This is a genomic window from Acinetobacter sp. NPDC052428 (assembly GCF_044547685.1).
Classification (GTDB): domain Bacteria; phylum Pseudomonadota; class Gammaproteobacteria; order Pseudomonadales; family Moraxellaceae; genus Acinetobacter; species Acinetobacter lwoffii_G.
This window is the reverse complement of record NZ_JBIUAT010000012.1, coordinates 1-20,384: the sequence shown is the minus strand read 5'-3', so window position 1 is coordinate 20,384 and position 20,384 is coordinate 1. Positions and strand designations below refer to the sequence as shown.

At 44.4% G+C, this 20,384-nt stretch carries 20 protein-coding genes and 1 pseudogene; 6 read left to right on the top strand and 15 right to left on the bottom strand.

What is annotated here, in order from left to right:
- The 7 genes from ACIG3F_RS08550 to katE all read right to left on the bottom strand — a co-directional run bounded on the left by ACIG3F_RS08550 (position 1) and on the right by katE (position 6,990).
- Complete coding sequence (locus tag ACIG3F_RS08550) at positions 1 to 1,245, bottom strand: MFS transporter (protein ID WP_338840904.1); 1,245 nt, start codon at positions 1,243 to 1,245, stop codon at positions 1 to 3.
- A 205-nt stretch (positions 1,246 to 1,450) separates the two neighbouring features.
- The gene (locus tag ACIG3F_RS08545) at positions 1,451 to 2,164 is read right to left on the bottom strand and encodes a glycosyltransferase (protein ID WP_396469832.1); all 714 of its coding nucleotides are present in this window, start codon (positions 2,162 to 2,164) and stop codon (positions 1,451 to 1,453) included.
- Entirely contained in the window at positions 2,161 to 2,775 is a 615-nt protein-coding gene (locus tag ACIG3F_RS08540) for a class I SAM-dependent DNA methyltransferase (protein WP_396469831.1), read from the bottom strand. Before ACIG3F_RS08540 ends, ACIG3F_RS08545 begins: the two co-directional genes overlap by 4 nt.
- Positions 2,765 to 3,550, bottom strand: a complete 786-nt coding sequence (locus tag ACIG3F_RS08535) for a PIG-L deacetylase family protein (protein ID WP_396469830.1) — start codon at positions 3,548 to 3,550, stop codon at positions 2,765 to 2,767. The genes ACIG3F_RS08540 and ACIG3F_RS08535 overlap by 11 nt, the downstream gene beginning before the upstream one ends.
- Complete coding sequence (locus tag ACIG3F_RS08530) at positions 3,538 to 4,521, bottom strand: acyl-CoA dehydrogenase (RefSeq protein WP_396469829.1); 984 nt, start codon at positions 4,519 to 4,521, stop codon at positions 3,538 to 3,540. The genes ACIG3F_RS08535 and ACIG3F_RS08530 overlap by 13 nt, the downstream gene beginning before the upstream one ends.
- Before the next feature lie 63 nt (positions 4,522 to 4,584).
- Positions 4,585 to 4,794, bottom strand: coding sequence for a hypothetical protein (locus tag ACIG3F_RS08525; RefSeq protein WP_278357435.1), 210 nt, complete (start codon positions 4,792 to 4,794; stop codon positions 4,585 to 4,587).
- Between the two features lie 72 nt (positions 4,795 to 4,866).
- Positions 4,867 to 6,990, bottom strand: coding sequence for a catalase HPII (gene katE, locus ACIG3F_RS08520; RefSeq protein WP_396469828.1), 2,124 nt, complete (start codon positions 6,988 to 6,990; stop codon positions 4,867 to 4,869).
- Positions 6,991 to 7,750: 760 nt separating this feature from the next.
- Here katE and ACIG3F_RS08515 point away from each other — a divergent pair.
- A complete protein-coding gene (locus tag ACIG3F_RS08515) occupies positions 7,751 to 8,251 on the top strand; it encodes a Dps family protein (RefSeq protein ID WP_396469827.1) in 501 nt (166 codons plus the stop codon).
- Positions 8,252 to 8,571: 320 nt separating this feature from the next.
- On the opposite strand, the gene ACIG3F_RS08510 is transcribed toward ACIG3F_RS08515, so the two are convergent.
- The 5 genes from ACIG3F_RS08510 to ACIG3F_RS08490 all read right to left on the bottom strand — a co-directional run bounded on the left by ACIG3F_RS08510 (position 8,572) and on the right by ACIG3F_RS08490 (position 14,940).
- A complete protein-coding gene (locus ACIG3F_RS08510) occupies positions 8,572 to 9,288 on the bottom strand; it encodes an ABC transporter ATP-binding protein (RefSeq protein WP_004279331.1) in 717 nt (238 codons plus the stop codon).
- Positions 9,281 to 10,504 carry an ABC transporter permease gene (locus ACIG3F_RS08505; protein WP_085064209.1) on the bottom strand — a complete coding sequence of 408 codons (1,224 nt, stop codon included), beginning with the start codon at positions 10,502 to 10,504 and terminating at the stop codon, positions 9,281 to 9,283. Before ACIG3F_RS08505 ends, ACIG3F_RS08510 begins: the two co-directional genes overlap by 8 nt.
- On the bottom strand, positions 10,501 to 11,724 hold the full coding sequence (locus tag ACIG3F_RS08500; RefSeq protein WP_396469826.1) for an efflux RND transporter periplasmic adaptor subunit: 1,224 nt from the start codon (positions 11,722 to 11,724) through the stop codon (positions 10,501 to 10,503). Before ACIG3F_RS08500 ends, ACIG3F_RS08505 begins: the two co-directional genes overlap by 4 nt.
- 332 nt (positions 11,725 to 12,056) lie before the next feature.
- Positions 12,057 to 13,580 carry a M81 family metallopeptidase gene (locus tag ACIG3F_RS08495; RefSeq protein ID WP_396469825.1) on the bottom strand — a complete coding sequence of 508 codons (1,524 nt, stop codon included), beginning with the start codon at positions 13,578 to 13,580 and terminating at the stop codon, positions 12,057 to 12,059.
- Positions 13,581 to 13,611: 31 nt separating this feature from the next.
- Positions 13,612 to 14,940 carry an MFS transporter gene (locus tag ACIG3F_RS08490; RefSeq protein WP_005251177.1) on the bottom strand — a complete coding sequence of 443 codons (1,329 nt, stop codon included), beginning with the start codon at positions 14,938 to 14,940 and terminating at the stop codon, positions 13,612 to 13,614.
- Positions 14,941 to 15,058: 118 nt separating this feature from the next.
- Here ACIG3F_RS08490 and ACIG3F_RS08485 point away from each other — a divergent pair, with 118 nt between their 5' ends.
- The gene (locus tag ACIG3F_RS08485; protein ID WP_396469824.1) at positions 15,059 to 15,997 is read left to right on the top strand and encodes a LysR family transcriptional regulator; all 939 of its coding nucleotides are present in this window, start codon (positions 15,059 to 15,061) and stop codon (positions 15,995 to 15,997) included.
- 215 nt (positions 15,998 to 16,212) lie between these two features.
- On the opposite strand, the pseudogene ACIG3F_RS08480 reads toward ACIG3F_RS08485, so the two are convergent.
- Positions 16,213 to 16,419, bottom strand: a pseudogene (locus tag ACIG3F_RS08480) (transposase domain-containing protein); the annotation flags it as partial.
- Between the two features lie 64 nt (positions 16,420 to 16,483).
- Between ACIG3F_RS08480 and ACIG3F_RS08475 the strand changes: the two are divergent.
- The gene (locus tag ACIG3F_RS08475; RefSeq protein ID WP_396469823.1) at positions 16,484 to 16,759 is read left to right on the top strand and encodes a hypothetical protein; all 276 of its coding nucleotides are present in this window, start codon (positions 16,484 to 16,486) and stop codon (positions 16,757 to 16,759) included.
- Positions 16,760 to 16,788: 29 nt separating this feature from the next.
- Here the strand turns inward: ACIG3F_RS08475 and ACIG3F_RS08470 are convergent, their stop codons facing one another.
- Together ACIG3F_RS08470 and ACIG3F_RS08465 are read right to left on the bottom strand one after the other, a co-directional pair.
- Positions 16,789 to 17,520 carry a Fic family protein gene (locus ACIG3F_RS08470; RefSeq protein ID WP_396469822.1) on the bottom strand — a complete coding sequence of 244 codons (732 nt, stop codon included), beginning with the start codon at positions 17,518 to 17,520 and terminating at the stop codon, positions 16,789 to 16,791.
- Between the two features lie 162 nt (positions 17,521 to 17,682).
- The gene (locus tag ACIG3F_RS08465) at positions 17,683 to 18,360 is read right to left on the bottom strand and encodes a cupin domain-containing protein (protein WP_396469821.1); all 678 of its coding nucleotides are present in this window, start codon (positions 18,358 to 18,360) and stop codon (positions 17,683 to 17,685) included.
- Between the two features lie 199 nt (positions 18,361 to 18,559).
- Here ACIG3F_RS08465 and ACIG3F_RS08460 point away from each other — a divergent pair, with 199 nt between their 5' ends.
- The 3 genes from ACIG3F_RS08460 to tnpB all read left to right on the top strand — a co-directional run.
- On the top strand, positions 18,560 to 19,552 hold the full coding sequence (locus ACIG3F_RS08460; protein ID WP_396469820.1) for a Fic family protein: 993 nt from the start codon (positions 18,560 to 18,562) through the stop codon (positions 19,550 to 19,552).
- Positions 19,553 to 19,794: 242 nt separating this feature from the next.
- Positions 19,795 to 20,178 (top strand): transposase, encoded by a 384-nt coding sequence (locus tag ACIG3F_RS08455; protein WP_396469819.1) that lies wholly within the window; start codon positions 19,795 to 19,797, stop codon positions 20,176 to 20,178.
- The coding region (gene tnpB / locus ACIG3F_RS08450) for an IS66 family insertion sequence element accessory protein TnpB (protein ID WP_396469818.1) at positions 20,175 to 20,384 on the top strand (210 nt) is incomplete at its 3' end. The genes ACIG3F_RS08455 and tnpB, both read left to right, overlap by 4 nt.

Genomic DNA, 20,384 nt, shown 5'->3' with positions numbered 1-20,384 from the left:
TTAAGCTGGTGTTTCGTTTTGAAGAGGAGCCACAATCTCTTCGCTTTGTTGTACTTCGCTTGGGTCTGCAGTGAGATGATTCAAAATCACAATACTCAATAGACCAATCGCAATGACGCTAAATACCAGACTCAATCCGATGATTTCACTACCAAAGCCGACCAATGCTGGCCCAATCAACGAACCTGTATAAGCAAATACCGATACATAAGACAATGCCACATGTGAAGCCAAAGTTTTCTGACGTCCTGCACGGGAAAACATCAGCGGTACAATGTTGGCACTACCTAAACCTAAAATCGCATAGCCGACCAACACCACTTGCCAGACTGGCGCAAAGACTACGGTTAATAAACCGGTTGCAGCCAATAGTGCGCTTAACAGAATCGTATTTTTTTCACCAAACTGCTGAATAATCAGGTGTCCACTAAAACGTCCCAGTACCATCAAACCAGCAAAGAAACTGTAAGCCAGACCGGTTTGCGCCGCAGGCAGGCTGAACTCAGTAGCAAGATAAATACCACTCCAGTCCATAGCTGCACCTTCCGAAAGGAAAGCCACAAAACAGATCAGACCAATACCTAAAATTGCCCAGGTCGGCGCTGCTTTTTTCACCGGCTGTTCTGATGATGTTTCTTCTACTGCTGTTTTTGGCTCAGCACCCAAGCTAAAAGGAACAGCAAATAAGGCAATAAGCAGCAAAATTACACTGACAATCACCGCACCGGTTAAAGGCGCCAAGCCAAGTCCCATTAACATGGTCATGCCCAGTACGCCTGCCAGACCACCTAAACTACACACTCCATGAAAACCCGACATTAAACTTTTACCGAGTTTTTTCTCAATCTGTGCAGCCTGGATATTGACAGTCACACCCAAAGCACCGGCACTGGCACCAAAGAAAAACAGGCTGATTGCCATCATTAAATGATTCGGACTATAAGCCAGAGCAGGCAGAATAAACAAAAATGCACTGAGAATTACAGCCAAAACAGTACGGCAACCCAAGGCATTGGCCAGTCGGCCGGCCAGCGGCATCGCCAGCATTGAACCGATTCCGGCACACAGCAATAACAGGCCAAAATCAGCATGATTTAATAACAGGCGCTGCTGTGCATATGGAATTAAGGGTGCCCAAGCCGCAGTACTAAAGCCCAAGCTAAAGAAGCACAACGCAGTCGCTATTTTCTGCCATAGATATGGTGATGGAGACTGAATTCGAGAAAGCAGTGTTTGATTGAACATTGTATTACCAAAAAAGAAGGCTCAGGCATCCATTACCGATCATCCATAGAAAAACCCCACAGACTTATAGCTAGAATGTATAAGTCTGTGGGGCTGAATTTGCGTGAATTATAAACAGAATAAATTTAAATGGAATAGTTTTTAGACACGAATTTTAAGATTTTTTACAAGTATCTGATTGTATAAAATTTATAGTTTTATGCTTTTATTTGCATAGGCTGATCGGTTTTTTCGTGGCCTGCTTAAGCTCAAGTTTTTGCAGAAAATGGGCAAAACCTGCAGCAATTTTTGAGCTAAGACGACTGCTGGTAGTGACTCTCAGCTGATTCGACCAGACAATCTGCGCGTCAGCTTTTTCTAAACGACGGATGAAATCGACATCTTCATGACAGTCCAGTTGCTGAAACCCATTGACCTGTATATAAGCCGAAGCTTTAAAACACAGGTTTGCGCCATGAACATGCCGATGTCCCATGCTGTCCTGATAATGTCGGAGATAAGCCTGACGGGTTTTCCGGCTTAAATGATCCCATTGATCCAGCTCGACCACACCACAAATCGCATCGGTGGGTTGATGCTGTAACATCATCTGAAACCAGTCACACTGTACGAATGAATCGGCATCGGTACAGCAAATCCAGTCACAGCCCTGCTCGATCATTTGCTGAATCCCCAAATGGCGTGCCTTACCGACATTTCGGAAGTCGCAGCTCATAGCCGGAATGCCCATTTGCTGAACTTTAACGGCGGTGCTATCAGTACAATGGTCCAAGACCACGAGAATCTGGATTTCAGGAAGATTTTCTATTGTTTTAAAATATTGAAAAAAATAAGTTTGTGCTGATTTTAAGGCTAACAGACAGCGTTCAATATAGGCTTCTTCATTACAGGCCGGAATCACCACACCGATTTTTTTCATCTTAAACCCTCCTGCTCTGCTACGGATTGCGCTGAATTCATCCAGAGATCTATCAAAAAATCGGAATCCTGCAAACTTAAACGATGGGAATAGTTTAAATGCGCTTTGAGATACTGATGGACATCTTCACCATTTAGGCTAAATCCCGAGATTGGCGCGCGCCAATGACAACTCAAGATACATCCGCCCGGTTCCAGTGCAGTATGCAGCCATGTCAGCACCTGTTGCAGAGCAATCGGGTTCAAATAATATAAAATCTCACTGACGACAATGAGCTGAAATTTCTGTTCGGGCAAATCATCTGGCACGATCCGCTGTAACACCTGTACATGCGGATAAGCTTGTAAACGCTGCTGCGCCAAATGGATCGCAGTATTATTGGCATCCAGACACATTAAGCTATTTGTCCGCCGCGCCAGTTCCTGACTAAAGATGCCATTACTGCAACCAATCTCAATCGCGAAGTCAAACTGCAAGTGCGGCAAGATCGCCAGACAAATCTGCCGTTTGCGCTGTTCATACCAACGCTGTTCATATTGCCAGGGATCTCCCTGATTCAGTGCATATAAGGCATCGAAATATTCCTGATCATAGGCTGCTTTACTGTTCATACAGATACACCTCCCAGGGCTGTAAAATACGTTGTAATGCCTGCTCTGGCAGAATCGGTGATTGATCTATCGTCGGATCAAGCTCGATCTGGCTCTTAAAACACCGCGCAGCTCGAGACTTATATTGTAATTCTTCCTCAGTTAATTTGAGTTGATGAGCGACGGTCCAGGGAATTCTGGTATCTCCAGGTGTTGCCCAATGCCATGCCCAAATCAAGACCTGAATACAGGGCAAATGAAGTTCAGTGGCCAGCTGCTGTGTGACCTGCCCCGTAATTTCATGATCTGGATGTCCATCATGAACAAATGTGCTAATTAACACATCATTCGGTTGCAGATAAGATTGCAGATGCTGTTGCAACACATCCCGCTGTTCGGCCACCTTGCCATCTTGAATATCTAAAGCGATCCGCAAGATATTCTGTTTTAAAGGTAACGCTTCTAAAGCTGCTCGCGTTTCAGCAGGACGAATCTGGTTCAACTCTTCGGGAGTATACAGACTAGAGCCGGGATGACTGGCTGTCCCATTGGTAACGGCAAAAAGCATGATCTGATAGCCAAGTTTGTCCAGACGCTGAATCAGGCCTCCACAGCCCAAAATTTCATCATCAGGATGAGGGGCAATGATGCAGACTCTGGCATCTAGAGGAATAACCTTAGGAATATCAAATTCCGGCATCTGTTGCAGGATCTGACAGGAACGCCATTCTTCAAGTCTTGTGCCTTCACCATGGATGACACGATCCCCTACAATCTCATGTCTTATAACGTCCATAATTGTTCCTCCTGTGCAGTCAGCTCGCCAATCCGCTCCAAGTCAAATGCAGCATGACTTTGACGAATAAATACCGGAAGATCTGCTGCAAGCCGAGCGAAATGCGGATGCTCACAATACGGCCCAGCACCAAGTGCCTTACCTACATGAGTTAGTACATTTAAGGCAGTCGCTTCCACCTGAGCACGTAGGCTACGAATCTTTAACTCATGTGCGTGTTGCGGTTGCTGATCAATCAATGCAGCAACTTGATAAAATAAGGACTGTGTCGCTAAAAGCTCCCGACTAATTTCACCGAGATACATGGCCTTATAGGCATGCGGTTTTAACAATACTGCCTGTCTTAAATATTCAGCCAAACGCACGGTTGCGCCATACCAGCACGCGGCCACACCTGCGGCGCCATGCCAGAATCCGGGCCGATCCAGATAGGCATTTGGAGCTGCGACTTTTTCCACCTCAACATGATCCAGTTCCAGCCGGGCAGTCAAGGTATGCTGCATGCCCACTGCCTGCCAGGTATCCTGATGATGCTGAATGCCTTCTTGCGACAAATCTAGAATCAGTAATTGTGAATATTGCTGCTCATCACGGTGAGTCAGCAGACCGTGTTGCACCCAGACCGATGCAGAACACCAGGGCTTAATTCCGCTTAGCTTTCCTGCTTGCAATGTTAAAGGTTTGGGACCGCCTTCTGCCGCCCATACTGCCCATAAGCCTTTTTGTTCTACCGGAATATTCAGTTCATGCAGAATAGCTAAAGCATCTAAATGCGATTCATACAGTTTGCCCAGGCTCAAATTGCTTGCCGAAACCTGACTAAGCATCTGCCAGCGTTTTAAGGTAGCTCCAGAAGCGGGATAAGGCACTTGAGCGGAAATCTCCACCAGCTCCATTAAAGTGTGGTGAATTTTTTCTTGTAGCTCCAGAGGAGAAGTTTCAAATCTTTGTAATATTGAACCGAGGTTCATGCATGCGGTTCCTCATAAAATTCGGAGAATATTTTTGTGTTTTTTTAAAGTCAGTTATTTCAGTTAGTGAGAAAGCTTACGCATTTGTTTCAAACGTGTAGTTAATCCTAATACCTTACGTCTTGCATTAATCTCCTCTTCATTGAAACAGAGTTGCTGCATGAGTTCAGCTAAAGGCAAATGATTATGCTCAATGAGATAAATGTCCTGTTCTCTGCTCCATTTGGCTTGCTGAACTTGTGCCAACAACTTTTTGACATCCGGTTTCACCATCTCTTCGTCCATATAAAAACCGGGAGGATAGAAGCCGGAGCCTCTACCCTCCAACATAATAGGAGGGGTGGTTTAAGCAGGAATTGCTTCCGCAATCGCTTCACGCGCCCAAACACGATGGTTCAAGATCAAAGTCTTGAAGCTATCTTGTACTGCTGCAAACTGCCCATTTGCCAAGGTTCCTTCATCGCTAACCAAGCGTAAATGTTCAATCAGCTTGCCTTTATCGCCCAAGAACACGATTGGTTTTAAATGTTTGTAGGCTTCCAGTAGATAATGAGTCGCTACACCATCTTTCATCACCACATCGTAATTGTCACCGTCAGCAATCACCACAGCATCATAGGCGATGGATGGCTCTGCTTTTTGCATACCATCGGAAGGAATCACCTCGCCTTGCTGACCCAGTACCGGACCCGGTTTTGGGGTCAGTACATCGACCACAGCACCTTCTGATTCTGCCCAGGCTTGAACAGCTTTGATACTGGCCTCATTGGCCTTGTCGTGCACCAGTAGCGCAATTTTGCGTGCCTTAATATCTTCAGGTTTAAATGCCTCGAAAGATAAGCGTGGTGAAATCTGCACATCTGGCAATGTTGCTGCCTTTTTCTCTGCCGGAATTTCAATGCCCAATTGATCAGCAACTTGCTGAGCCAAGTCCAAATCGATATTGCAGAGCACTTCCAGAACTTCACGCTCACGAATATATTTACGTTCCACCTTGCTCAGCTCGAAGACATAGGCATCGACAATATGCTTTTGCTCATGAGGTGCCTGACTGCGATAGAAAAGGCGGGGCTGACTAAAGTGATCACTGAAAGATTCACTGCGCTGACGAATCTTGTGTCCATCAATACGCTCCTGATAGCTTTCAAAACCACCACCTTGTGCTGCGGACGGAGTTTCAGCCGGCCAGTTATTGTCAATCGAATTCGGCTCATAACTGGCTTGACCGGTATGCACAATACGCTGATGTAGACCGTCACGCTGGTTATTGTGGAATGGACAAACTGGCTTGTTGATTGGAATCTGGTGGAAGTTCGGGCCACCTAAACGGCTGAGCTGAGTATCGGTATAGGAGAACAGACGTGCCTGCAATAACGGATCATTGGTAAAATCCAGTCCCGGTACGATATGTCCCGGACAGAATGCCACCTGCTCGGTTTCACCGAAGAAATAATCGACATTACGGTTCAGTACCATTCTGCCAATCGGTGTCACTGGCACCAGTTCTTCCGGAATAATTTTGGTTGGATCCAGCAAGTCGAAGTCGTACTTCATCTCATCTTCTTCTGGAACGACCTGTACACCCAACTCCCATTCCGGATAGTTACCGGAGGCAATCGCTTCATATAAGTCACGACGATGGAAATCCGGATCTTTACCCGCCAGTTTTTGTGCTTCATCCCAGACCAGTTGGGCGAGACCCTGTTTTGGCGTCCAGTGGAATTTCACAAAAACCGCTTTATTCTCGGCATTGATAAAACGGAAAGTATGTACGCCAAAGCCTTGAATGGCTCTTAAATTACGCGGAATACCCCGATCCGACATGGCCCACATCACCGCATGTGCAGATTCAGGCACTAAGGAAACAAAATCCCAAAAAGTATCATGTGCAGATGCACCGGTAGGAATCTCGGTCTGAGGTTCAGGCTTGACTGCATGCACGAAATCCGGGAACTTGATCCCATCCTGAATAAAGAATACCGGGGCATCATTCGCCACTAAATCAAAGTTACCTTCATCCGTATAAAACTTGGTCGCAAAACCACGAATATCACGTACCGTATCTGCTGAACCACGCGGGCCCTGTACGGTAGAAAAACGCACAAATACTGGCGTTTGCACACTGGTATTGGTCAGGAAGCCTGCCTTGGTCAGTTTTTCATTCCCCGGATAAGCCTCAAAATAGCCATGTGCGCCGACACCGCGGGCATGCACAATACGTTCAGGAATTCGTTCATGGTCAAAATGGGTAATTTTTTCCCGAAGAATAAAATCTTCGATCAAGGTCGCACCGCGAACGCCTGCCTTGAGGCTGTTCTGGTTGTCGGAAATTTTAACCCCTTGATTGGTGGTGAGTGCCTGCTCGGTCGCATCACTGCGATATGCGTCGAGCTGCTCACTTTTTTTATTGCTATTTTGTTTGTCTAAACCGTCTTTACCAGTCGCGGGGCTATTTGCCTTAATTTTCATGATGTATTCCTTGCTGAGCTTGAGTTTAGTGCAGATATTTTTGGTCTATCTCAAAGTCGCTTGAGCTGATATGTTGCATGGCTTGACCAATCAAACTCATCCCGCGATTCAATCTGCTACAGCCGATCCTGTATCAGCCTTACATTTCTTCTGAATATGCTGACTCGAAGCATTTTTGCTTTTCTGGGAATATTGTTATTGGTTTCGCCTGTGTCCTAACATAACTGCATTTGAGAAAGAGATTTATTATTGTTTGTAGTGCCTTGTTTAATTAAGGCAGCATTGTGTTATTTTTTATAAATTTCGGGTTTACTAATGATTCAGATTTTCATCTAAATTGTTTATTTAAAATAAAATATTAAAATCTTAAAGAGATATTTCGAAATAAAAAATTAGTGTAGTGATATGTGATCTTGCTCATAAATAAGCGTCATAACCCAAAACGATGTTTCAATCCTGAAATGATTAGGACTTTTTTAGAAGTTCAATTTGCTATGAGAAATTAATATGCTACCGCTGAAGATGGTCAGAACTTGACAGATTTAAATAGTTACAATCCCGTGCCCTGCTTATACATAATGACTAAACTTCCTGCCTTTATATTGATCTAATATCTATAACTTATAACCACTTAAATCTCTTAGCCTGTTCAGATCAAATACAAAGTCATAGAGATCATTTCATCTCTTGGCTCGGGCTTCGACTACATCCGACTTTATTTTAATACACCGTATCGCGTTAAGTTTGAAGGAGTAAGAGCATGGCCTCTTCTAAAAAAGAATCTAAAGCAATAAAAATTGATATCGGGATTTCGCATGATGATCGCGCCAAAATTGTCGAAGGTTTATCCAGACTTTTAGCAGACAGTTATACCCTGTATTTAATGACCCATAATTTCCACTGGAATGTCACTGGCCCCCAGTTCAATAGCCTGCACACCATGTTTATGACTCAATACACCGAGCAGTGGAATGCGCTGGACGTCATTGCTGAACGTATTCGGGCTTTGGGTTTTGCAGCACCCGGCACTTATAAACAGTTTGTGAAACTCACTTCTATTAAAGAAGTCGAAGGTGTGCCTAAAGCTGAAGAAATGATACGTTTACTGGTAGATGCACATGAAACTGTGGCACGTACTGCCAGAAGTATTTTCTCGATCATTGAAGAAGCCAATGATCAGCCGACTGCTGACATTCTCACGCAAAGACTGGAAGTCCACGAAAAAACGGCCTGGATGCTGAGAAGTAATCTGGAACAATAAAATCGGATCGAATCTTTGAGATCAAGCTTATTCACAGGATGAAATAGAAACTTGCGGCAGTGCCATTAAAGTTCGGCTTCATCCTGACGCTTTGATTAGATATGATTTACCGGCGTTCAATGATTAGATCAACCTGAAAGACAGAATCATTAAAATTAAACCATCAAAATTTAAGGATGTAGGCAATCGCGTACATCCTTTTTGAATGACGCGTTTATTTCAATCTCAGGCATGGAAATAATTTAAAGGCAGTTTTAAATAAGAAATCCCGTTGTCTTCCGCTTCAGGAAATTGGCCCTCCTGGCTCCTTACAGTACAGCTTAATCTTGATGCGGATTGCTCGAATCACTTTCAATCCGGCCATCGACCAGATTAATGGTGCGATCACAAGTGGCGGACAGGCGCGGATCATGCGTGACTAAAAGTACGGCGCAGTCGCGTTCACGATGCACTTTACGAAACAGTTCAAACATATCAGCCGCGGTCTGGGTATCCAGATTACCTGTCGGTTCATCGGCCAATAATAATGCCGGCTCAGTAATCAAGGCCCGAGCAATGGCCACCCGCTGCTGCTGTCCTCCGGACAATTCATTCGGTTTACGTTCAGCAAATTTTTCCAGCCCCACTGCCGCTAGTAAATCACGTGCGCGTTGCATTGCCTGCTGATTCGGTTTGCCATGCGCCATCATTAAAGGCATGAGAATATTATCCAGTGCACTAAATGCCTGAATCAGATGGTGAAACTGAAATACAAATCCGATGCTGTTGCCGCGCAGCGCCGTACGGCCGGTATCATCCATCGCACTGGTAGGTTGTCCCAACAAATACAGCTCGCCACTCGTTGGTTTATCCAGCAGTCCCAGAATATTCAGTAAGGTACTTTTTCCAGAACCGGAAGGGCCAATAAGTGCAGCAAAGTCGTTGCGATCAATGCGCAGGTCAATGCCATGCAAAACCTCAACTTCATTGGGCTGTCCAATGTTATAAGACTTGCGTAGCGCTTCCAGACGCAGAACTTCCTGAGATTGCTCAGACATGACGAATCGCCTCCACCGGATCGAGTGCCGCAGCCCGGCGTGATGGCACCGCTGCAGCCAGTACGCCTGTTAATGTTGCCAACAATAGCGCCAATATCACCAGTTCAATCGATATCGGAATATAGAATAATCCCGGCCCAAAGTTATTAAATACCCAAACCAAGCCATAACTGACTATGCTGCCCAGCACTGAACCGAGCAAGCCAAAGATTGCGCCCTGAAACAGAAAAACCCTCAGGATTTGCGATTGGGTCGCGCCTGTCGCCCGCAAAATACCAATTTCCCGGGTGCGCTGCACCACACTAACGGACATAACGCTGGCGATCCCGAAAGCCACCGAAATTGCGACAAAGACAATGATCATATTGGTGGACAGGCTTTGTGCAGTAATGGCATTCATCAATTGTGCATTGGTTTCAATCCAGCTTTCGGCTTTTAATGAGGTCAGGCGTCCGACTTGTGCGGCAACCTGGTCTGCCTCAAAAATATTGGCAATGGTCAGATCAATGACTGTTACGCCACCCGGCAGACCGAGTAAGGACTGCGCCTGCTTGAGATCCAGATAGACATAACGCGCATCCAGTTCGCGCACGCCCAGCTCAAAAATACCAGCAATATTCACCAAGGCACTATTCTGTTGGCCGGTATCCAGCCGCAACTTGCTGCCGACCTGAACACCGAGGTCTTTGGCCAATTGACTGCCGATCAGTACATCATCCGCGCCAACCCGCAACTGACCACTGGTTAAATATTCTTTTAATGGAATGATCTGCTGATAACGCTCCAAATTCATCCCAACCAAGGCCACGGATTCAATCGCATCACCGCGTTGCACAAAAGCAGGCCCAGACACCACCGGCGAGACAGCGGTCAGTACGGGTAACTGATCCAGCGTTTCAGTAATCTGTTGCCAATTGTTGATCGAACGCAGGCGCTGTGCCCGTTTGTCTTCCTGCAATAATTGCACGGTCCCGGCGGGAGGTGACACAATCCGGTTGACTTCATCCGGTGACAACAGACGAATATGTGCCTGTGTACCTAAGGTTCGTTCGACAATATTGGCTTGCAGCCCCTGAATCAAAGCGGTGATAAAGACGATCACCGCTACGCCCACGGCAACCCCGATGGTAATCATGATGGACTGCGCGCGACCCTCGCGCAAAAAACTGACCGCGATTTTCCATTCGATCCAGAGCCGCCCGAATAAATTTTTCAATCGAAGTTCACCGGTAATTCATTTTTGCTATTGGCCATATCAGCAGAATTCTGCAATGAACTCTGTTGTGGTTTTAAGCGAACTCTGGTGCCATCTTCCAATGAAGATTCCGCATCTGCCAGCACCTGATCGCCCTCGCTCAACCCGGATTTCACTTCCGACATGGCCAGGCCACGCAAGCCCAAAGTAATCTGCTGACGCTGTATTTTTCCATCACGTACCATTAAGACCACGGCTTTATCTCCCTTGATACTGCTTAAAGCATCATTCGGAATAGCCAGAGCCCGTGCTCGTTTGGCCGTCTCGACATTCACCGATACCGTCATGTCCTGACGCAGAAAATCTGGTACGGGATTGACAGTTAACCTGACTTCTACCGTACCTCGCTGTGGATCGATACTTGGTGCAATAAAATTGATCCGGGCCGGGAAAGACTGATCCGGATAGGCATCGCTAATCACGGTGGCATTTTGCTGCAAGGCCAGTTGCGGTAAATTCCGCTCATCTAGCGGTACCCGGATTTCTGTATTCCCTGTTAACGCAATGGTAAATAAAGTTTGTCCCGGCTGAACCAGATCACCCGGCTCGACATCGCGTGTCAATAATGTACCGGCGACCGCAGCCCGAATCTTGGTTTTGGCCAGTTGAGCCTGTGCCACCGCCAGCTGTTCCCGAAGCGATGCTTCTTCGACTTGACCCGCAGCCAATGCTGTTGCTTTTACCCGGGCTGTCTCATAATTATTGCGCGCGACTCGTTCCGCTTCCACAGCCTGTTCGACTTCTTCCCTCGACAGGATGCCGGCTTCTGCATTACGTCTACGTGCTGCTTCTCGGCTGGCCTGCTCCAGCTGGGCTTTGGCACTGGCCAGTTCTGCTGCAGCCTGTGGCCGTCGGCTGCTTGCCAATTCAGTCAATGCCAGCTCGGCCTGTCTGACTTGGGCCAGCAATTCATCCGAATTCAATACCACCAGCAGATCACCTGGTTTAACCTGATCGCCTTCCTGCACCAGACGTTGCAGAACCACACCGCTAATTTCACTACCCACCTGGGCACGCGAGACTGTCGCAACACGTCCGGTCGCGACAACATTTTGTACTAGCGGCATGGCACTCAGCGTGTAACTAGGCACTACAGGCCCCTGCCACCAGCGAAATAGAGCAAACCCTACTGCCAATAGCAATACGATAATGAGCAAAATTTTATAGCGGGCAGCGCGCAATGAGAATCTCCGATTGATTCGTCTAATTTAAAATAAGAAAGTCAAAACTGTATTTGTTTTTTTCCTAAGGTTTAATTTACAACAAGTTTCTAATTGGAATTATAGGTATTTTGTTGAGTTTGAAAAGAATGTTGAATTCCTGTCCGCTTTTTTTTAGCTAGCCCTGTTTGATATCAGACTAGTCCATCTTTGGCAGATTCAGACGCGGGATCAGGTACCAGAAAATTGTATTGAGTTTAAGGAAATGGAGATGTGATCAAAAAAAACAGGCTTGATCGTGATGGATCTAGCCTGTTCAATCGTTTGGGTGTTAATTGGATATTAGTTAAATGTTAAACAGTACGACGCAATGGCTGATCACGTTGCGCCAGACTTTCGCCCATCGGCACGAGTCGTCTATCAGGATCAATCTTTTGCCAAGGCAGGTCATTCGGGTCTGCTTTCATGGCACCAGGCGCTTTCGCGACCAAAATGGCAGCAGCCATGTCCTGAAAATCTGCACGAAAATGTACCGAGCTTTTCACCACGATAATCGATTTATCTTCAGGCACAACACCAAAAATTCTAAACATCTTACGATCGAGCAACTGGGCTTTGTAGGAACTGACTGCAATTTCAATACCATCTATTTCCAGTAATACACTCGGGCCGATATCCGCCTCAACGCCATGCATCATGGGCCCGCCATAGCTGAATTTCCCATCGCTATAGGCTTTGATTTTAAATTCAGCGCTAAATAGAGCATCCCCCGCAATACCTGATGTTCCGCCCAATTTCGCATAAAAATGCTGACCAAGCTCAAGCTGATAGGCTTGTTGCACCACCGCAGGATCAACAATAAGCCCAATCAGTGCATTTTTAACCTGATGTCGATGTAGCGCCGATAGCATCCCGGTCGTATTCGAATCACCACCGGCTCCCGGATTATCCTGAGTATCTGCAATCACCACGGGTCTGGTCGAATGATGCTGTTGATAAAGTTGAAGTGCCTGCAGCACGGCATGATCTGGTGATAAAAAATCCATATTCCAATGCGCTTCTTGTTGCAGCACATGGTCGATATAGCGTTGCATGGCCTGATCTAACTGCTCAGCGTTTTCACTATAGCCCCAGATACAACCGCCACATTCCTCAAAATCTGCCGCCGGAAAACCCGGCGTAAAATTCATCTGGACAGGATTATTTTGTTCTAGCTGTTCGAGTAAATTCATACAAGACTGGGTAGGTTCCAGCTCGGTACATTGTGCATTCAACGCAATCAAAAACGGTAGCTTGTACATTTTCTTATACAGTTTTTTGCCCTCGAATATTTGATTCAGCAGTTGGGCACAGCGTTGTCCAGTTTGGGCCATATCTACATGCGGATAAGTCCGATAGCAAATCAATGCATCACTATGAGCAAACATCGCTTGCGTGACATTGGCATGGAAATCCAGACTGGCAATTACCGGAATGTCCGACCCGACTGCTTCACGAACCCGTCTTAACAATTCCCCTTCACCATCATCCACCTGTTCACTAACCATGGCACCATGCAGATCCAGATACACCGCATCTGCCGGATGCTGCTGGATGCTTGCAATAATTTCATCACAGATCCGTTGGTAAGTGTCCTGCTCTACATGCGCTGAAGGTGAAGTGCCAGCCCAGATTACCGGCAAAAGTTGATAACCGAATTGTTCTGCTTGTTGAATAAAACCGCCAATCGGAATGTTCTGTTCCCGAAATTTCAGGACATCTGCGCCGCGGCTAAGCGGAGGAAATCCCCCGCCCTGGACAAAATCCACATATCTTGCTTTGGTCGGGGCAAAGGTATTGGTTTCATGTTGAAAGCCCGCAATGATGATTTTCTTCATATCTTGAATCCTTCCTATGCTGCATGATTGATTATTTATCGACGATTAAGGCAGCGCGTGTTACTTGCTGGGAAACAACTTGCTTTTTCAGTCTGAAGGCATAGATCAGGAAAGTGCCTCCGAGCATCATGATCACAGCAATCGTGAACCAGCCTGCCAGCATGGAACCGGTCATTGACTGCGCCATGCCCATAATATTTGGACTGACAAAACCACCGAGTAATCCGATACTGTTAATCAGGGCAATTCCGCCTGCTGCCGCACTACCGCTTAAGTATTTCGATGGAATCGACCAGAAAATGGTATAGGCACTAAACATAAAGGCCGTTGCGGTACAGATCGCAATAAAGGACAGCAGGAAATTCGCACTGATCACCGACAACATCAAGCTGACTCCGGCCAATACCGTAGGCACTACACAATGCCATTTCCGTTCCTGCCATTTGTCCGAGCTGCGGGCAAAAATGATCATGAAAATTGCACCGCATAAATATGGAATCGCCACCAGCCAGCCAATCATCTGCAAATTCTGGATACCGCCCGATTTCAATAAAGATGGCAGCCAGAAACCAATCGCATAGATCCCACAGATAATGGTGAAGTAGGCCAAGGCCATGAAATAGATCCAGGGATCCTTCAACACCGCTTTAAAATTGCTATGACCAGTTGCAGACTGATGCTGTGAAATTTCTTTTACCAATAAGGCTTTGTCCTCTTGAGACAGCCATTTTGCTTGTGAAGGATGATCGGTTAAATAAAAGTATGCTACGCAGCCCAACAGCACGGTTGGCACAGCTTCCAATAAAAATAACCATTGCCAGCCAGAAAGATTATAAATCTGATGAAAAGTACTCATGATTTGCGTGGATAATGGTGCACCTAACATACCAGCGAGTGGCCCGGCCAGCATGACGATCGCCATCACACGTGCCATGCGTGCACCGGAATACCAATAGGTCAGATAGAAAATCATGCCCGGGGCAAAACCGGCTTCGAATACACCTAGTAAAAAGCGCAAGACATAGAACATCTGCGGGGTGGTGACAAATAGCATCGACATGGAGGTCAGGCCCCACAAAATCATGATGCGGGTAATGGTTTTTCTGGCGCCGACTTTTTCAAAATACAGGTTGGTTGGCACTTCAAACAGCACATAACCTAAAAAGAATATGCCGGCTGCCATGCCATAAATTGCATCGTTAAAACCCAATTCCTGCTGCATTTGCAACTTGGCAAATCCGATATTGATCCGATCCAGATAAGCAAAGAAATAACATAGCAATAAAAATGGCAGCAGGCGCCAGCTCACTTTCTTGTAAATCTGGTCTAACCGTTGTTGACGGGAGGTCATTAAATCCATCTAAAACTCCTTTTTATCTAGATCTTCTTATTGTTCAAAAACAATGTAAGCATGCTCCTGACTTGATAACAATGTAATTTATTAGGCATACTGATGCTTTAAAAGCATCAGAGTTTTTATGGACAGAAACTTGCAATTCCTTGCGCCACTGAACGGAATCAATGAAAAGCGTTTGCGTTATTTCTATACGGTGATGATGTTTGGCTCGATGCGCAAAGCGGCAGATATCCTGAATATTGAACAGTCCGCCATGAGCCGACAAATTCAACTCTTTGAATCAGAATTAAAAATAAACCTGTTCAAACGTAAGGGACGGCATATTATTCCGACTGAAGCCGCCTATCTGGTACTTGAGTATTTTAAGGAAAATAAGAATCGTGAAAATGAATTATTTGACAGTTTATTTCAGCTGCAATCTTCTCAACTTGGCAAAGTGAACATTGTTTCAAGTGAAAGTTATATGCAACACATGATTTATGATGTACTTCGACATGTGCACCATAAATATCCAAATCTTGAAATCCAGTTAGAATTAATGAGTGCCCAGCATGTAGTACGACATATCGTGGACAGCCTAGCGCATATTGGACTTGCGTATAACCCCCCATTTCATACAGACATCAGCACCATTGCCCATAAAACAGAACCTTTTATTCTAGCTGTTCCTGCCGATCATCCTCTTGCCAAGCTCAAGCATCGCATTTGCCTATCTGAAATTTCAGCCTATAAATTTGCCTTAATGCCTGTGGGGCATGGTTTTCGTCAGCTACTCGACAGTGAAATGGTGCGCTTACAAGTGAACCTGAATATTAGCCTGACCACCAATTCTATTTATGCCTTAAAAAATTATGTGGTGGCTGGACATGGGATTTCCGCCATGCGCTATGCAGATATTGCAGATGCAGTAAAAGAAGGTCAGGCCGTTGCCTTAACTCTTGATTCCGAGCTGTGCAATACGGCTCAGACCCAATTGATGGTTCGTAAAAACACTCATTTGTCAGAGTCGAAGCATTTATTAATCGAGCGTATTCGTTCTAGTTTTGATTTGATCTTTTAAATCGCTTATAAAGTTTAGGTAATAAAAAAGCCACTTAGATAAGTGGCTGATTTATAACAAGAATTTTGGTGGAGGTGGCGTCAATTGAACTCAAAACCTAACTCATTCATTTTAAAGCTCTTTTGTTGAATAAAAAAATTCATTGACCCAATTTTGCCCCAAATTAGATTTAGTGCATTGAATCGTAAGCGTCCGCTGAATCCCATGCCTATTTTTTAATTTTGGTCGGATTTCCAGCGGTGTGGCAATAATTCTTCAATCTGGGTCACTTTATGTGTCGGCAGCCTTTTCAGAACATCACTTAAATAGGCATACGGATCCAGCCCATTCAGCTTTGCTGACTGGATCAGGGTCATGATGTTTGCAGCTCGTTGACCACTGCGCAGTGAACCTGCAAATAGCCAGTTCTTTCGTCCCGCTGCTGGCATTGCTGAATAAGTTGATGTTTAAATTCAGCCGTAAAGGTTCGATGGGGCTTTTTTAGCGTTGGATGATTTGAATATACAAAAACAGCTAGTTATCCAGGACTTTGGTTATACAATCTTACCCCTAGTTTCTGTAATAAATGAGTTTAGGGCAGAATTAATTAAAGTTACTCTAATTTTAGACCCCTCATTTTCTCGTGTGATTACTTTAGCAACGCACTCTACAAGAAATATTCCCAAGCATATTAGGATCATTTCACGCGAAATTATTGGTTGTGTTGAGCAATCTATTGATGAGAAAAAATGGCCGAATGCTCAATGGATATATGAAAATTAATATCTAAATTTTATTTATAAAATTGTAAGTTAAAGACCTAAAACCACTTGATATGGTTTAAATCCTTCAAGTACAGCATCCGAAACCAATTGAATAAAAGCTTCAGTTTTTCCGTAAGCCATCCACTGATCAAGAGCTTCATAATAAGCCAAACGATTTTCAACTGTGATGACACAAGGTGGATAACCAGCTTTAATCAATTCGAGGTTCATCAATAGACGTGATGTACGGCCATTGCCATCAATGAATGGATGGATACCTACAAAATCAGCGTGTACTTTGGCTGCACGTTCGATAGGATGAAATTTGTATGCGTCGTTATTATACCAGTCGATTAATTGAGCCATCTTGTCGTTTAATAAAGTGTAATCAGGTGGGGTAGACGTAGCACCAGAGATTAGGACATTTTGTTGACGATAGCGGCCAGCATTATCATCATCAATATTTTTTAAAATGAGTTGATGGATATTACGAATTTGCCATTCAGAAAAAGGCTCCTCTTTCCGAATGATATCTTCAACATAGTAAATTGCATTTCTATGGTTGATCGCTTCGAAGTGTTCTCTTAATGCCTTTCCACCAACAGTAATACCTTCGAGTACTACTTTTGTTTCTAGCAGGGTGAGGGTATTACCTTCAATTGCATTGGAATGATAGGTCCAGCGGATAATAAGATCTTCTTGTAAATTTTTGACAATTGACGGAGAGAGAGGGCGATGTTGATCTAATTTTTTCTTTAAATCATCAATAGTTTCAAACATAACCTTATCCCTGAATTTGTCTTAGTCGATCATACATGAAAAAATAAAGATCAGAAATGTAGTGATATATCATTACATTTTGTATGGGTTTTAAAAGTGGTAAGTGGACTGCTCCAAGTATTCTAGACACGAGACAGCTTCATTTTTGAAACACATTATTGTTCATTTCACCCACACATCTATGGCATGTTGTAGATGATCAGTTTTGACATAAAGCGTTGCACCTGATGGACCTGCCTGAAATTTAGCCGCACTATTGATGGGAAGACGGACCCATGAACCTGCGGGATATATTTCAGTGCCGCAAAATAATTGACCTTTGATAATTAGCACTTCAATCCCTTGTTCTGATTTCTCTTCGAAAATCTGAGCAGGTTTTAGCTTTTCTAAATAGGTCTGTTCATGTTCCGATTGAAATAACGGGCATCTCATCCGATGTTTAGTAAGCTTCCAATTCGCTGGATCATTGGTATTAATTCGGGTGGGCTCTATCTCATGTTCGGTCATTTGCATCAGTTTCACAAAGATTAAACAACCAGCTTTACTGGAAACCTGATGAGTTGAATGATGGGGATTACGTAAATACCAGCCTGCCGGATAATCATCTTCAGCATTCTCTGTAAAAATGCCTGACAAGATAAGGACTTCTTCACCCAAAGGATGCTGATGTTCAGGAAAGGCAGATTCTGGCGCGTATTTCACAAGACTAGTTGCACGTGCTTTCTCATTGCCAATACGATCAAGCATCATTCTATCGACTTCACCTCCTGGAGATTTCACCCAATGGTAATCCTCTGGCTTGATGATGACGGGCTGTGAGAAGTCGGCATGAATAAACATAATGCTGTCCTGTAATGAAAAAACCTACGTATTTTAACGAGAATGCATAGGTTTATTTTAAAAGAAATAGCGATGAGTTATCTCACTGTTTCAGAAAAGATAAGCAGGTTAATAGCAGATATTACTCATTAAGCTATGCAATATTAATATTTTAGAGTTTAATCAACTGTGCTTTGTTTTTACATCAATGAGGAATGGCATGAGATATCAACCGCCTTATACGATCACCTCTAGAATTATTCACTTGATTGCACAAATTAGTGAATCAATAGGGCGTTTGACTGCATTAACCCAAATTCAAGATAGCCTTAAATTGCGAAAAGCAAATCGTATCCGAACGATTCAAGGGTCTTTAGCGATCGAAGGGAATACCTTGAGTACAGAGCAAATCACAGCGATCCTGAATGGCAAGACCATTATCGCGCCACCTAAAGAAGTTCAAGAAGTCCGTAATGCCCTAAAAGCATATGAAGAAATTCAAAATTGGAACCCTGATCAAGAAACACATTTGCTGAAAGCACATCAAATATTGATGACAGGACTGATTGATGAGGTTGGACAGTATCGCCATGGCGGTGTTGGTGTGATGTCAGGGGATCGAGTCGTGCATATGGCTCCGCCTGCAAATCAAGTGCATCGCTTAATGGGAGAATTATTGCAGTGGTTGGCTGAAGGCAATGAGCACCCATTGATTCAGAGTTCAGTATTTCATTATGAGTTTGAGTTTATACATTCATTTGCTGATGGCAATGGGCGTATGGGACGTTTATGGCAAACTTTAATCTTAAGCCAGTGGAATCCAATTTTTCTCAATATCCCTGTAGAAAGCTTGATTTATCAAAACCAAAAAGCTTATTACGATGCATTGCAAGCGAGCACAGATCGCTCAGATTCAGCACCTTTTATTGAGTTTATTTTGCAGATGATTTTAGATGCAATACTCAGTTCTGATGCCAGCGATCAAGATACCGCTCAAGCTAGCGTACAAGTTAGCGATCAAGTTAAACGTCTCGTCCAGAAGATGGAGCAGAAGGAATATAGCTTAGTTGAGCTTATGGCTCTATTAGACTTGTCCCATCGAGCAACATTCCAAAAAAATTATTTAACTCCAGCATTAGAAGCCGGTGTGATTGAACGCACCTTTCCTGATAAGCCTAAGAGTCCTAAGCAAAAGTACAAATTAAAAAATTGAACTATACTGAGGTGGATGTGATTATTAATATCATAATGAGCTAATTGTAATGTTATAACATTTCATTTATTTTTAGGTGTAATTTTCTGCTATAATGTCAGTACGCCACTTCAAATCCTGAATTCGGATTTGAACAAGATTTTAAAGTGATTCAATGTAAGCATCCGGCTAACACAGCCTTACCAAGCGATCCTATAAGCCTTAATTTAGTTCCCACCTAAAAACAAGTGGGGACTTAATCCATGAACATGGATATATATTCAGCAACACCTCCTGTTGCTAAAAAATGCCGAAAATACAGCAAAGAATTCAAACTCAGTATTGTCAATGCCTGCAAAAATCCTAATACCTCGATCGCTTCGGTCGCACTGCAACATAGTATTAATGCCAACCTTGTCAGTCGTTGGATCAGGATCTTCAGCCATCATGAGGGTGCCGTGCAGGATCCTACTCATGTGAATCCAGCATTTATTGCTTTGCCTTACACTGCTGCAATCAGCCAACCTATTGATGAGAGGATCACGTTGTGTATCACCGTGCCTCATACGAATAATGATATTCAGCTAAAATGGCAGACATCAGAAATACCTGCCTTGGCAGAATTACTCAAGGCACTTGCAACATGATCCGCATTGATGAAATCTGGTTGTCTACTCAGCCCATGGACATGCGTGCAGGTATGGATACGACCATGGCTCAGGTGGTGAGAGCCTTTGGCTACATCAAACCGCATTGTGCTTACCTGTTCTGTAATAAACGTGGCCATCGCATGAAAGTGCTGGTACATGATGGATTGGGCATCTGGCTGTGTGCCCGGCGGCTGGAACAGGGC